General features: G+C 57.4%; 13 protein-coding genes. 11 read left to right on the top strand and 2 right to left on the bottom strand.

What is annotated here, in order from left to right; all coding sequences use genetic code 11:
* Nucleotide 1 precedes the first annotated feature (1 nt).
* The 8 genes from murD (at nt 2) to lpxC (ending at nt 9,626) form a co-directional block, all read left to right on the top strand.
* Nucleotides 2–1,315: a UDP-N-acetylmuramoyl-L-alanine--D-glutamate ligase gene (gene murD / locus DXXMK7_RS17795; RefSeq protein ID WP_038920226.1), complete on the top strand. Its 1,314-nt coding sequence runs from the start codon at nt 2–4 to the stop codon at nt 1,313–1,315.
* On the top strand, nt 1,315–2,517 hold the full coding sequence (gene ftsW / locus DXXMK7_RS17790) for a cell division protein FtsW (protein WP_038920225.1): 1,203 nt from the start codon (nt 1,315–1,317) through the stop codon (nt 2,515–2,517). Before murD ends, ftsW begins: the two co-directional genes overlap by 1 nt.
* Nucleotides 2,514–3,605 (top strand): undecaprenyldiphospho-muramoylpentapeptide beta-N-acetylglucosaminyltransferase, encoded by a 1,092-nt coding sequence (murG, locus tag DXXMK7_RS17785; protein ID WP_038920224.1) that lies wholly within the window; start codon nt 2,514–2,516, stop codon nt 3,603–3,605. Before ftsW ends, murG begins: the two co-directional genes overlap by 4 nt.
* A gap of 50 nt (nt 3,606–3,655) precedes the next feature.
* The gene (gene murC, locus DXXMK7_RS17780) at nt 3,656–5,116 is read left to right on the top strand and encodes a UDP-N-acetylmuramate--L-alanine ligase (protein ID WP_038920223.1); all 1,461 of its coding nucleotides are present in this window, start codon (nt 3,656–3,658) and stop codon (nt 5,114–5,116) included.
* A 164-nt stretch (nt 5,117–5,280) separates the two neighbouring features.
* Entirely contained in the window at nt 5,281–6,135 is an 855-nt protein-coding gene (ftsQ, locus tag DXXMK7_RS17775) for a cell division protein FtsQ (RefSeq protein ID WP_038920222.1), read from the top strand.
* Entirely contained in the window at nt 6,132–7,388 is a 1,257-nt protein-coding gene (ftsA, locus tag DXXMK7_RS17770; RefSeq protein WP_013319461.1) for a cell division protein FtsA, read from the top strand. The genes ftsQ and ftsA overlap by 4 nt, the downstream gene beginning before the upstream one ends.
* A 74-nt stretch (nt 7,389–7,462) precedes the next feature.
* Nucleotides 7,463–8,614 carry a cell division protein FtsZ gene (gene ftsZ / locus DXXMK7_RS17765; RefSeq protein ID WP_012886159.1) on the top strand — a complete coding sequence of 384 codons (1,152 nt, stop codon included), beginning with the start codon at nt 7,463–7,465 and terminating at the stop codon, nt 8,612–8,614.
* 94 nt (nt 8,615–8,708) lie between these two features.
* Nucleotides 8,709–9,626: a UDP-3-O-acyl-N-acetylglucosamine deacetylase gene (gene lpxC / locus DXXMK7_RS17760; protein ID WP_024107274.1), complete on the top strand. Its 918-nt coding sequence runs from the start codon at nt 8,709–8,711 to the stop codon at nt 9,624–9,626.
* Between the two features lie 16 nt (nt 9,627–9,642).
* On the opposite strand, the gene DXXMK7_RS17755 is transcribed toward lpxC, so the two are convergent.
* A complete protein-coding gene (locus DXXMK7_RS17755; protein ID WP_038920221.1) occupies nt 9,643–10,164 on the bottom strand; it encodes a DUF721 domain-containing protein in 522 nt (173 codons plus the stop codon).
* A 27-nt stretch (nt 10,165–10,191) separates the two neighbouring features.
* On the opposite strand from DXXMK7_RS17755, the gene secM reads away from it, so the two are divergent.
* The 3 genes from secM to mutT all read left to right on the top strand — a co-directional run bounded on the left by secM (nt 10,192) and on the right by mutT (nt 13,954).
* Nucleotides 10,192–10,692, top strand: coding sequence for a secA translation cis-regulator SecM (gene secM, locus DXXMK7_RS17750; protein ID WP_038920220.1), 501 nt, complete (start codon nt 10,192–10,194; stop codon nt 10,690–10,692).
* Between the two features lie 97 nt (nt 10,693–10,789).
* Nucleotides 10,790–13,483 carry a preprotein translocase subunit SecA gene (gene secA / locus DXXMK7_RS17745; RefSeq protein ID WP_038920219.1) on the top strand — a complete coding sequence of 898 codons (2,694 nt, stop codon included), beginning with the start codon at nt 10,790–10,792 and terminating at the stop codon, nt 13,481–13,483.
* 69 nt (nt 13,484–13,552) lie between these two features.
* On the top strand, nt 13,553–13,954 hold the full coding sequence (gene mutT / locus DXXMK7_RS17740; protein WP_072093485.1) for an 8-oxo-dGTP diphosphatase MutT: 402 nt from the start codon (nt 13,553–13,555) through the stop codon (nt 13,952–13,954).
* Nucleotides 13,955–14,098: 144 nt separating this feature from the next.
* Here the strand turns inward: mutT and yacG are convergent, their stop codons facing one another.
* The gene (yacG, locus tag DXXMK7_RS17735; protein WP_038920217.1) at nt 14,099–14,284 is read right to left on the bottom strand and encodes a DNA gyrase inhibitor YacG; all 186 of its coding nucleotides are present in this window, start codon (nt 14,282–14,284) and stop codon (nt 14,099–14,101) included.
* Nucleotides 14,285–14,289: the final 5 nt, after the last annotated feature.

Genomic DNA, 14,289 nt, shown 5'->3' with positions numbered 1-14,289 from the left:
AATGGACTATCAGGGTAGAAAGGTTGTCATTATCGGGTTAGGGCTGACAGGGCTCTCCTGTGTTGATTTTTTCCTTGCACGCGGGGTGGTGCCGCGCGTGGTGGATACCCGTATTAGTCCGCCGGGCCTGGATAAACTGCCTGAGTCCGTTGAGCGTCATCTGGGCAGCCTTAATGATGGGTGGCTGCTGTCCGCTGATTTGATCGTCGCCAGTCCGGGTATCGCGCTGGCGACGCCGATCCTGTGCGAGGCGGCGGAAGCCGGCATTGAAATTATCGGCGATATCGAACTGTTCTGTCGCGAAGCGCAGGCGCCGATCGTCGCTATCACCGGGTCCAACGGTAAAAGCACCGTTACCACGCTGGTGGGTGAAATGGCGCGTGCGGCCGGTTGGGCCGTCGGCGTAGGCGGCAACATCGGCGTACCGGCGCTGGAGCTGCTCAAGCAGGAAAGCCAGCTGTATGTGCTGGAGCTGTCGAGCTTCCAGTTGGAAACCACTTATAGCCTGCACGCCGCCGCCGCCACGATCCTCAACGTTACCGAGGATCACACCAACCGCTACCCGTTGGGGCTGCAGCAGTACCGCGCCGCCAAATTGCGCATTTATGAAAACGCCAAAGTCTGCATTGTGAACGCGGACGACGCCCTGACCATGCCGGTGCGCGGCGCCGACGCGCGTTGCCTGAGTTTCGGCGTGGATGTGGGCGATTACCACCTGAACCGGCAGCAGGGTGAAACCTGGCTGCGGGTGAAAGGCGAGCGGGTGCTGAATACCCGCGAAATCAAACTGGTCGGTCAGCACAACTACACCAATGCGCTGGCTGCGCTGGCGCTGGCGGACGCTGTGGGCATTCCCCGCTCGTCGGCCCTGATCGCGCTGACTACCTTTACCGGCCTGCCGCACCGTTTCCAACTAGTGCTGGCGCGTCATGACGTGCGCTGGGTCAATGATTCCAAGGCTACCAATGTCGGCAGCACCGAGGCGGCGCTGAGCGGGCTGCATGTCGATGGCACGCTGCATCTGCTGCTGGGCGGCGACGGGAAATCAGCGGATTTCTCTCCGTTGCTGCGTTACCTGCAAGGCGACAGCATTCGTCTGTACTGCTTTGGCCGTGATGGCGGGCAACTGGCGGCGCTGCGTCCGGAAATCGCCGAGCAGACCGAAACCATGGAGCAGGCGATGCGTCTTATCGCCGGCCGCACCCAGCCGGGTGACATGGTGTTGCTGTCGCCGGCTTGCGCCAGTCTCGATCAGTTCCGCAGTTTCGAACAGCGCGGCGACGAGTTCGCTCGCCTGGCGGAGGAGCTGGGATAATGCGTTTTATCGGGGCCGGCATAGTCGAACGTCTGAAAAGCTGGGTGATGGGGACGCGTGAAAGCGACAACCTCAGCACCGTGCTGTATGACCGGACGCTGCTGTGGTTGACCCTGGGGCTGGCGGTGATCGGCTTTGTGATGGTGACCTCGGCGTCGATGCCGGTCGGGCAGCGGCTGGCCAGCGATCCCTTTTTATTCGCCAAGCGCGATGCGCTGTATCTGGGGCTGGCGTTTGGTTTGTCGCTGGTCACCATGCGGGTACCGATGGAGGTCTGGCAGCGTTACAGCGTGGTATTGCTGCTGGCGTCGATAGTGATGCTGTTGATCGTGCTGGTAGTGGGCAGCTCGGTTAACGGGGCGTCACGCTGGATTTCTCTCGGTCCGCTGCGTATTCAGCCGGCAGAGTTATCGAAGTTGTCGTTGTTTTGCTACCTCTCCAGCTACATGGTGCGCAAAGTCGAAGAGGTACGAAATAACTTCTGGGGATTTTGCAAGCCGATGGGCGTGATGGTGGTGCTGGCGGTGCTGCTGCTGGCTCAGCCGGACCTCGGTACGGTGGTGGTGCTGTTCATCACCACGCTGGCGATGTTGTTTCTGGCCGGAGCAAAACTGTGGCAGTTCCTGGCGATCATCGGTTGTGGCATCTTCGCCGTCGGGTTGCTGATTATCGCAGAGCCGTACCGCGTGCGCCGCGTGACGTCGTTCTGGAATCCGTGGGACGACCCGTTCGGCAGCGGCTATCAGTTGACCCAGTCGTTGATGGCGTTTGGCCGCGGCGAACTGTGGGGGCAAGGGCTCGGCAATTCTATCCAGAAACTGGAATATCTGCCGGAAGCGCATACCGACTTCATTTTCTCCATTCTGGGGGAGGAACTGGGCTATATCGGTGTGGTTTTGGCGTTGTTAATGATATTCTTCGTCGCTTTTCGGGCGATGTCGATAGGAAGACGGGCGCTGGAAATCGATCAGCGTTTTTCGGGCTTTCTGGCCTGCTCCATCGGTATCTGGTTCAGTTTTCAGACGCTGGTGAATGTCGGCGCGGCCGCGGGCATGTTGCCGACCAAAGGGCTGACATTGCCGCTGATCAGCTACGGCGGTTCCAGTCTGTTGATTATGTCGACGGCTATCGTGTTGTTGCTGCGAATTGATTATGAAACGCGCCTGACCAAAGCGCAGGCGTTTACGAGAGGTGCCCGATGAGTGGCGAAGGCAAGCGTTTGATGGTGATGGCCGGCGGTACCGGCGGGCATGTGTTCCCCGGTCTGGCGGTGGCGCATCATCTGATGGCGCAGGGCTGGCAGGTGCGCTGGCTGGGCACGGCCGACCGGATGGAAGCGGATCTGGTGCCGAAACACGGCATCGACATCGACTTTATCCGTATTTCCGGTCTGCGCGGCAAAGGATTGGCGGCATTGGTGCTGGCGCCGGTGCGTATCTTTCGGGCGGTGCGGCAGGCGCAGGCGATTATGCGCCGCTATCAGCCGGACGTTGTGCTGGGGATGGGCGGTTATGTGTCCGGCCCCGGCGGTCTGGCGGCCTGGCTGTGCGGCATCCCGGTGGTTTTGCACGAGCAAAACGGTATTGCCGGGTTGACCAACCGCTGGCTGTCGCGCATCGCCAAAAAAGTATTACAAGCGTTCCCGGGTGCCTTTCCCCACGCGGATGTGGTGGGAAACCCGGTGCGTACCGATGTGCTGGCGCTGCCGTCGCCGACAGAGCGGCTGGCTGACCGTAGCGGCCCGGTGCGGGTGCTGGTGGTTGGCGGAAGTCAGGGGGCGCGAGTGCTGAATCAAACCCTGCCCGGCGTGGCGGCGCGGTTGCATGACGCCGTTACCATCTGGCACCAGACCGGCAAAGGGGCTCAGGCGGAAGTACAGGCTGCCTATGCGCAGGCCGGTCAGCCGCAGCATCGGATTACCGAGTTTATCGACGACATGGCGGCGGCGTATGCCTGGGCCGATGTGGTGGTGTGCCGCTCCGGCGCGCTAACGGTCAGCGAGATTGCCGCAGCCGGGTTGCCGGCGTTGTTTGTGCCGTTCCAGCATAAGGATCGGCAGCAGTACTGGAATGCGTTGCCGCTGGAGCGGGCGGGCGCGGCAAAGATTATCGAACAGGCCGACCTCAGCGTGGATACGATCAGCGAGGTGCTGGCGGCCTGGGATCGCGCCACGTTACGCGATATGGCGCAAAAAGCCCGAACCGTGGCGATTCCCGATGCGACGGAACGGGTGGCGGCCGAAGTCGCGGCGGCGGCGATGCAGCGGGCGGCTCACGCTGTCCGGAATTAATGATAATGGCCGGCAATAGCCGGCGTTGATGTAGGTTGCGATAGAAGATAGTGAATACTCAAGAACTGGCGAAACTGCGTTCAATCGTGCCCGAGATGCACCGCGTCCGGCACATCCATTTTGTTGGCATCGGTGGTGCCGGCATGGGCGGTATCGCCGAAGTCCTGGCTAACGAGGGCTATCAGATCAGCGGTTCTGATCTGGCGCCCAACGCCGTGACGCAGCAATTGACCGATCTGGGCGCCCAGATCTATTTCCACCATCGCCCGGAAAATGTGAACGAAGCGAGCGTGGTGGTGGTATCCAGCGCGATTACGGCGGATAACCCGGAGATTATCGCGGCACATGAGGCCCGTATTCCGGTGATTCGCCGGGCAGAGATGCTGGCAGAATTGATGCGCTTTCGTCATGGCATCGCCATCGCCGGGACACATGGCAAGACCACGACCACGGCGATGGTGACCAGTATCTACGCCGAAGCGGGGCTGGATCCGACGTTCGTCAACGGCGGGCTGGTCAAAGCCGCGGGGACGCACGCCCGGTTAGGGTCGAGCCGTTACCTGATTGCGGAAGCGGACGAGAGCGATGCGTCGTTCCTGCATTTGCAGCCGATGGTGGCGATTGTGACCAACATCGAAGCCGACCATATGGACACGTATCAGGGCGATTTTGAGAACCTCAAGCAGACGTTCATCAACTTCCTGCATAACCTGCCGTTTTACGGCCATGCGGTGATGTGCCTGGATGACGCGGTGATTCGGGAACTGTTGCCGAAAGTGGGGCGTCACATCACCACTTATGGTTTCAGCGACGATGCGGATGTGCGGGTGGCTGACTACCGGCAGGTTGGGGCGCAGGGGCTGTTTACGCTGGCGCGTCAGGGCAAACCGCTGCTGAATGTGACGCTGAACGCGCCGGGCCGCCACAATGCGCTGAATGCCGCGGCGGCGGTAGCGGTGGCGACGGAAGAAGGTATTGACGACGACGCGATTCTGCGAGCGCTGGCGCGCTTTCAGGGGACGGGGCGTCGGTTTGATTTTCTGGGCGAATTCCCGCTACAGCCGGTCAACGGCAAAAGCGGCAGCGCCATGCTGGTGGATGATTACGGGCACCACCCGACGGAAGTGGACGCCACCATCAAGGCGGCGCGCGCCGGCTGGCCGGATAAACGCCTGGTGATGATTTTTCAGCCGCACCGCTATACCCGCACGCGGGATCTGTACGATGACTTCGCGCACGTACTGTCCCAGGTGGATGTGCTGCTGATGCTGGATGTGTATCCGGCCGGCGAAGCGCCGATTCCGGGAGCGGACAGCCGGTCGCTGTGTCGCACCATTCGCGGACGCGGCAAAATCGACCCGATCATGGTGCCGGATGTGGAGACGCTGCCTGAACTGCTGGCGCAGGCGCTGCAGGGCGATGATCTGGTGCTGGTTCAGGGCGCCGGCAACATTGGCAAACTGGCGCGTCGGCTGGCGGAAAATCGTCTGCAGGCGAAGACCAAAGACTGAGAACAGGATGACTGAGCACGTGATGGTAGTGATGAAACGCACCCACGCTGACCACGACGAAACCGGCCGATGGCTGGCTGAGGTTCGGTGCGCCGACGTTTCGCGCTCAGTCCAGACAGACAACGGTTACCGCCGCGTATCTGTTGTGGAGTTGGCTGATTAGTATGTCGCAGGCGGCGTTGAATACACGCGGACGTGAGCAGGAAAAGGGCGCACGACGCAGCAATGGCAGTCAGCTGGCGGGGATTTTTTTCCTGCTGATGGTGGCCGGCACCATCTTGTGGGGAAGCTGGATGGTGCTGGGCTGGATGAAAGATGCCAGCCGTCTGCCGCTGTCCAGACTGGTGGTGACCGGCGAGCGGCACTACACCACCAATGACGATATTCGCCAGGCGATTTTGTCGCTGGGCTCGCCGGGGACGTTCATGACGCAGGATGTGAATGTCATCCAGCAGCAGATCGAGCGCCTGCCCTGGATTAAACAGGCCAGCGTACGTAAGCAGTGGCCGGACGAATTAAAGATTCATCTGGTTGAATACGTTCCGTTTGCGCGCTGGAATGACCAGCTCATGGTTGACAGCGAGGGTAACACCTTCAGCGTGCCGGCTGAGCGCATCGGCAACAAAAAAATGCCGATGTTGTACGGTCCGGAGGGCGGTGAAGAAGACGTGCTGGAGGGGTATCGCGAGATGAACCAGGTACTGGCGGCAGGCAAGTTCACGGTGAAGATGGTGGCGATGACCGCGCGCCATTCATGGCAGGTTGGGTTGGACGATGATATCCGCCTCGATCTGGGACGTGATGACAGAAGTCGGCGTCTGGCGCGTTTTCTGGAGATCTATCCGTTGTTGCAGCGGCAGGCCCAGAATGAAAACAAGCGGGTTAACTACGTGGATTTGCGCTATGAAACCGGCGCAGCGGTAGGTTGGAGCCCGGCATTTATTGATCAGCAAAAAGACATTGATCAGCAAAAGAACGGTAATCAGCAACAAAATCAGGCACAGGCTAAACAGCAATGATCAAGTCGACGGACAGAAAACTGGTAGTTGGGCTGGAAATCGGTACAGCAAAGGTGGCTGCGCTGGTAGGTGAAGTTCTGCCAGATGGCATGATCAATATCATCGGTGTGGGAAGCTGCCCGTCACGGGGCATGGATAAAGGCGGCGTTAACGATCTGGAATCGGTGGTCAAGTGCGTTCAGCGCGCCATCGATCAGGCCGAACTGATGGCTGATTGCCAGATTTCATCCGTGTATCTGGCGTTGTCCGGTAAGCACATCAGCTGCCAGAACGAGATCGGCATGGTGCCTATCTCCGAAGAAGAAGTCACGCAGGACGATGTCGAAAGCGTGGTGCATACGGCCAAATCTGTCCGGGTCCGTGATGAGCACCGTATTCTGCATGTGATCCCGCAGGAATACGCCATCGATTATCAGGAAGGGATTAAAAATCCGGTCGGGCTGTCTGGCGTGCGGATGCAGGCCAAGGTGCACCTGATCACCTGTCATAACGACATGGCGAAGAACATTGTTAAAGCGGTGGAGCGTTGCGGTCTGAAGGTGGATCAACTGATTTTCGCCGGGCTGGCATCGAGTTATGCGGTGCTGACCGAAGACGAGCGCGAACTGGGCGTGTGCGTAGTGGATATCGGCGGCGGCACCATGGATATGGCGGTGTATACCGGCGGCGCGCTGCGTCACACAAAAGTGATTCCTTATGCTGGTAACGTAGTCACCAGCGATATAGCCTATGCGTTTGGCACGCCGCCCACGGATGCGGAAGCGATCAAGGTACGTTACGGTTGCGCGCTCGGTTCCATCGTCAGCAAAGATGAAACCGTAGAAGTGCCGAGCGTCGGCGGTCGTCCGCCGCGTAGTCTGCAGCGTCAGACGTTGGCGGAGGTGATTGAGCCTCGCTATACCGAGTTATTGAATCTGGTGAATGACGAGCTGTTGCAGTTGCAGGAACAGCTGCGCCAGCAGGGCGTGAAGCATCATCTGGCGGCCGGCATCGTGCTGACCGGCGGTGCGGCGCAGATTGACGGTCTGGCGGCCTGCGCGCAGCGCGTGTTCCACACGCAGGTGCGCATCGGCCAGCCGCTGAATATCACCGGATTAACGGATTATGCGCAGGAGCCCTATTACTCGACAGCAGTGGGGCTGCTGCATTACGGCAAAGAGTCTCATCTGAGTGGCGAACACGAGGTTGAGAAACGCGCCTCAGTCAGCAACTGGTTTAAACGCCTGAACAGCTGGCTGAGAAAAGAATTTTGACGGTTATCAAAAGAGATCATTTAGCACGACTTTTTTGATCTTGAAGTAACACAGGCACAAGACGGAGAGAAACTATGTTTGAACCAATGGAGTTAACCAACGACGCGGTGATTAAAGTCATCGGCGTCGGTGGTGGCGGCGGCAACGCTGTCGAACACATGGTGCGTGAACGCATCGAAGGTGTTGAATTCTTTGCGGTTAACACCGACGCTCAGGCACTGCGCAAAACGGCGGTCGGCCAGACCATCCAGATCGGTAGCGGTATTACCAAAGGTCTGGGCGCAGGCGCCAACCCGGAAGTGGGCCGCAATTCCGCCGAGGAAGATCGCGAAGCACTGCGTTCTGCGCTGGAAGGTGCGGACATGGTGTTCATCGCAGCCGGTATGGGCGGCGGCACAGGTACCGGCGCAGCGCCGGTGGTGGCGGAAGTTGCCAAGGATCTGGGTATCCTGACGGTTGCCGTGGTGACCAAGCCGTTCAATTTTGAAGGCAAGAAACGCATGGCGTTTGCCGAGCAGGGGATCGCGGAGCTGTCCAAGCACGTTGATTCGCTGATCACCATCCCCAACGATAAACTGTTGAAAGTGCTGGGGCGCGGCATCTCCCTGCTGGACGCGTTCGGCGCGGCTAACGACGTGTTGAAAGGCGCGGTGCAGGGTATTGCCGAGTTGATTACCCGTCCGGGTCTGATGAACGTCGACTTTGCCGACGTGCGCACCGTGATGTCCGAAATGGGTTACGCCATGATGGGTTCCGGCGTGGCTCGCGGTGAAGACCGTGCGGAAGAGGCGGCGGAAATGGCTATCTCCAGCCCGCTGCTGGAAGATATCGACCTTTCCGGCGCGCGCGGCGTGTTGGTTAACATTACCGCTGGTTTCGATCTGCGTCTGGATGAATTTGAGACTGTTGGTAATACCATTCGCGCGTTTGCATCCGATAATGCGACGGTAGTGATTGGTACGTCGCTGGATCCGGATATGAACGACGAACTGCGGGTGACCGTGGTCGCCACCGGTATCGGCATGGACAAACGTCCGGAAATTACGCTGGTTACCAACAAGCAAAGCAGCCAGCCGGTTATGGACCACCGCTATCAGCAACATGGCATGGCGCCGCTGACGCAGGAAAAACCTGCGGCCAAAGTGGTGAATGACCAGAGCGTGCAAACCAATAAAGAGCCGGACTATCTCGATATTCCTGCTTTCCTGCGTAAGCAGGCTGACTAAGGTTAGGTTGGAATCTCCGCTCTTTGTGCTAAACTGTGCCGCCGGCCTTGGTGTAAGCTAAGGCCGTAGGTTCAGATGAATGCGAGATAATACGATGATCAAACAACGTACATTAAAACGTATCGTACAGGCGACAGGGGTCGGTCTTCATACCGGCAAAAAAGTCACCCTGACTATGCGTCCTGCACCGGCGAACACCGGGGTCATCTATCGTCGTACTGACTTGAATCCACCGGTTGATTTTCCGGCTGATGCCAAATCCGTGCGTGATACCATGCTCTGTACTTGCCTGGTTAATGAGCATGACGTGCGCATTTCGACGGTGGAGCATCTGAATGCGGCCCTGGCGGGATTAGGCATCGATAACATTGTTGTTGACGTAGATGCGCCTGAAATTCCGATCATGGACGGCAGCGCCAGTCCGTTTGTCTACCTGCTGCTGGATGCTGGTATCGAAGAACTGAACTGTGCCAAGAAGTTTGTTCGTATCAAACAGCCTGTACGCGTAGAAGACGGTGACAAATGGGCAGAATTGAAGCCGTTCAACGGCTTTAGCCTCGATTTCACCATCGACTTCAATCATCCGGTGATTGATGCCGGTTCACAGCGCTTTAAGCTGGATTTCTCCGCTGATGCGTTTGTGCGCCAGATCAGCCGTGCGCGTACCTTTGGGTTTATGCGCGATATCGAGTATCTGCAGTCCCGCGGTCTGTGCCTGGGCGGTAGTCTCGATAGTGCGATCGTGGTGGATGATTACCGTGTGCTGAACGAAGACGGTCTGCGCTTTGACGATGAGTTCGTGCGCCACAAAATGCTGGACGCGATTGGCGACCTGTTCATGTGTGGTCACAACATCATTGGCGCGTTCACGGCGTTCAAATCCGGCCACGCGTTGAACAACAAACTGCTGCAGGCTGTGCTGGCTAAACAGGAAGCGTGGGAATTCGTGACCTTTGAAGATGAAGCGGAAATGCCGCTGGCTTTCAAAGCGCCGTCAACCGTTCTGGCCTGATCCGCAATACATGACATCATGACGACTGGTTTTCGCTGGTATTCTCTCCGGCCAGCGAAGCCAGTCGTTTTAATATTTTCTGTAGTCGTTCCGGACTTTGCTCCGCCAGCCCCTTTAATATCTCCGCACTCTGCGCACTGAGAATTCGTGTTGTTGCCACAGCGGTTTCATCTGTCGGCGCAATAGCATGGTTTTTCTCGTTTTCATGCATTTTTGCGGCCAGCGCTGGATTAATCCTGATGTCGATTGCCGCCAATGATGGTAGTATTTGTGCGCGCAGAGCGGAAAGCAGGGCTGGTTGTTCATAACGTAATCGCATCAGCCAGTTGGCGCCGGCGGTTTCCAGTACCAGCAGACCATGACGATAGTTAGCCACTCGGCAGTATGAACGCAGCGCTGTTGGCAACAGGGCGTGCACCGCTCGATTGAGTTTCAACAGTGCGAGCGCACGTTGTTGAATATCATGCAGCGGGCCTGACCCGGCTTGCGATGCGCCATCGAAAAATGACTCCAGTGATTGTGGACGGTTATCACGCATAACGCAGGCTCCGACGGAAAGAAACTTGTGATTGGTATTTTAAATCGTTGGCGACAATTTGGCAGACGTTATTTCTGGCCTCACCTGCTGCTGGGGATGGTCGCGGCGACGCTCGGCCTGCCTGCCAACTTCACCGAATCACGTGATGCCTCTACTGCACCCAATTCCGCATCGGCGATCAGTCGTCCGAACGTATCTTATTTCAATCTCACCGACCTGGCGGCCTTAAAAGATTCCCGCCGTCGTTCGCCATTCAGTAATGATTTCTGGCATCAGCATGCCATCCGCACGGTGATTCGTCACCTGTCGTTTGCTTTTACGCCACCTGTTACCGTGGTTGAGGCGACGGAGGCTTCCCGGTTACATCACCAGGTATTGCTGGAAACGCTGAATGCGTTGCTGACGCGCGAAGCGACACCGCACGCTTCTGCCAGCGCCGATCTGGCGCCGACTCATTTTTCACCTTCTCATCATACCGGCCTATGGCTGGCGCAGGTTCAGGGCATTCGTGCCGGGCCGCGCGCCTGACTTCGATAGTGTGCTGCTCTATGGCAAGTAGCCGTAGATTCCTTTTCTGATGTCGTGCCAGCATCGATGGACTGGCATTGTTGAGATTAAAATTACTATGTTAATCAAGTTATTGACCAAAGTTTTCGGTAGCCGTAATGACCGTGCGTTGCGCCGTATGCGCAAAATTGTGGATGTGATCAATCGCCTCGAACCGGACATGGAAAAACTCTCCGATGATGAGCTGAAGGCGAAAACCCAGGTCTTTCGTGACCGTATCAAGAAAGGCGAAACTCTGGAGTCGCTGCTGCCGGAAGCCTTCGCTGTGGTGCGCGAAGCCAGTAAGCGTGTTTTTGGCATGCGTCACTTCGACGTACAGCTGATCGGCGGTATGGTGCTGAACGAGCGCTGCATCGCGGAAATGCGCACCGGTGAAGGTAAAACCCTGACCGCAACCCTGCCGGCGTACCTCAATGCTCTGACTGGTCGAGGCGTGCATGTGGTGACCGTCAACGACTATCTGGCCCAGCGTGACGCCGAAAATAACCGCCCGTTGTTTGAATTCCTGGGGCTGACCGTCGGCATCAACCTGCCGGGGATGCCGGCGCCGGCCAAGCGTGAAGCCTACGCTGCCGATATTACCTACGGCACTAACAACGAATACGGTTTTGACTACCTGCGCGACAACATGGCGTTCAGCCCGGAAGAGCGTGTGCAGCGTGAACTGTATTATGCGCTGGTGGACGAAGTGGACTCCATCCTGATCGATGAAGCGCGTACTCCGCTGATCATCTCTGGTCCGGCGGAAGACAGCTCCGAACTTTATATGCGGGTAAACAAAATCATCCCGCACCTGATCCGTCAGGAGAAAGAGGATTCGGATACTTTCCACGGCGAAGGTCATTTCTCGGTGGACGAGAAAGCCCGTCAGGTTAACCTGACCGAACGCGGTCTGGTCAAAATCGAAGAGTTGCTGGTGAAAGGCGGCATCATGGAAGAAGGCGAGTCGTTGTATTCGCCGGCCAACATTATGCTGATGCACCACGTGACGGCGGCATTGCGCGCTCATGTGCTGTTTACCCGCGACGTCGACTACATTGTGAAAGACGACGAAGTCATTATCGTTGACGAACATACCGGCCGTACCATGCAGGGGCGCCGCTGGTCCGATGGTTTGCACCAGGCGGTGGAAGCCAAGGAAAACGTCAAGATCAACAACGAGAACCAGACGCTGGCCTCGATCACTTTCCAGAACTACTTCCGTATCTATGAGAAGCTGGCCGGGATGACCGGTACGGCAGATACCGAAGCGTTCGAATTCAGCTCGATTTATAAGCTGGATACTATCGTCGTGCCGACCAACCGCCCAATGATCCGTAAAGATCTGCCGGATCTGGTGTACATGACCGAACAGGAAAAAATCGGCGCCATCATCGAAGATATCAGAGATCGTACCGCCAAGGGGCAGCCGGTGTTGGTGGGGACCATTTCCATCGAAAAATCCGAAGTGGTATCGCATGCGCTGACTAAAGCCGGCATCAAACACAACGTACTGAACGCCAAATTCCATGCGATGGAAGCGGATATCGTGGCGCAGGCCGGGCGCTCGGGGGCGGTGACCATCGCCACCAACATGGCGGGCCGTGGTACCGATATCGTGCTGGGCGGCAGCTGGCAGGCAGAAGTGGCGCAACAGGAAAATCCGGACGAAGCCCAAATCGCCGCCATTAAAGCTGAATGGCAACAACGTCATGATGAGGTGTTGGCTGCAGGCGGTCTGCACATTATCGGCACCGAACGTCATGAATCCCGCCGTATCGACAACCAGTTGCGTGGTCGTTCCGGCCGTCAGGGCGACCCGGGTTCTTCCCGTTTCTACCTGTCGATGGAAGATGCGCTGATGCGTATTTTTGCGTCGGATCGCGTTTCCAACATGATGCGTAAACTGGGGATGAAGGAAGGCGAAGCGATTGAGCATCCGTGGGTGACCAAGGCGATTGCCAATGCGCAACGCAAGGTGGAAAACCGCAACTTCGACATTCGTAAACAGCTGCTTGAGTACGATGATGTGGCCAATGACCAGCGTCGCGCTATCTATACTCAACGCAACGAACTGTTGGATGCATCTGATATCAGCGAAACCATCAATAGCATTCGTGAAGACGTGTTCAAGGTCACCATCGATGCCCATATTCCGCCGCAGTCGCTGGAGGAGATGTGGGATATTCCGGGGCTGGAACAGCGTCTGAAAAATGACTTTGACCTCGAACTGCCGATCGCCGAATGGCTGGACAAGGAGCCTGATCTGCACGAAGAGACGCTGCGGGAACGTATCTACGCGCAGGCGGTGGAAGTGTATGGCCGTAAGGAAGAAGTGGTCGGCAGCGATGTCATGCGCAACTTCGAGAAGGGCGTGATGCTGCAGACGCTGGATTCGCTGTGGAAAGAACACCTGGCGGCGATGGACTATCTGCGTCAGGGGATTCATCTGCGCGGGTATGCGCAGAAAGATCCGAAGCAGGAATACAAGCGCGAGTCGTTCGCCATGTTTGCTGCTATGCTGGAAGGCCTCAAATACGAAGTGATCAGCACCCTGAGTAAGGTTCAGGTGCGGATGCCGGAAGAAATCGAAGCGCTGGAACAGCAGCGCCGTGAAGAAGCCGAGCGTCTGGCCCGCCAGCAGCAATTGAGCCATCAGGATGAAGCGGCTACCGGTTCACCTTATGCCGATCGCAAGATCGGTCGTAATGACCCATGCCCGTGTGGCTCCGGCAAGAAATACAAGCAGTGCCACGGTCGCCTGCAGAAATAAGGCCGGTAACGTAGCGATATATCAAATAAAAGGCGGTCATTGACCGCCTTTTCACTGGTTGAAAGGATAATGATGCAAAAAACTTTATCTGTGGCGGTGGGGATTATTCGGAATCCGCAGCGAGAGTTCTTCATCGCCTGTCGCCCGGCCGGGGTGCACATGGCTGGCAAATGGGAGTTTCCCGGCGGCAAGGTCGAAGAAGGTGAAACGCCGGAGCAGGCGCTGGTGCGAGAACTGCATGAAGAAGCGGGGATTGAGGTGATCAATCCAAAACCGCTGGACAGCAAAACGTTTTCGGCAGGCGAACGCCTGATTACACTGCATTTCTTCCTGGTGGAGCAATGGCGCGGCGAGCCGTATGGTCGTGAAGGCCAACCCTCGCGCTGGCTGACGGCTGACGAACTGGATGAAGCAGAATTTCCGCCCGCCAACGCCGAGATGATTCGTCGCCTGAAGGCGGGCATCGCCTAAATTCCAGCCGGGGTTTGCCGTACTGCCGGCGATTCATGCGCTGAAGCCGGCATGAATCGCGGTGCGGAATGGCAATAAGCGAATACCGAAATTAGTAGCAATACCGGAATTAGTAGCAATACCGGAATTAGTAGCAATACCGGATTAGTGCTGCGGCTCGCTCCAGACGTCGCTGTCGGATACATCTTCCGCACTGGGAATGTATTTTTCCTCGTCGGCCCATTCCCCTAAATCGATCAACTGGCAACGTTTGCTGCAAAACGGCCGATAAGGGCTATTTTCGCTCCATTCCACCGGTTTGGTGCAGGTGGGGCATTTTACAACGGTCATCTCGT

Source organism: Dickeya sp. MK7 (genome assembly GCF_000406305.1).
Lineage (GTDB): Bacteria > Pseudomonadota > Gammaproteobacteria > Enterobacterales > Enterobacteriaceae > Dickeya > Dickeya fangzhongdai.
Note: the sequence above shows the minus strand (reverse complement) of the source record. Positions and strands in the feature narration are given on the sequence as shown.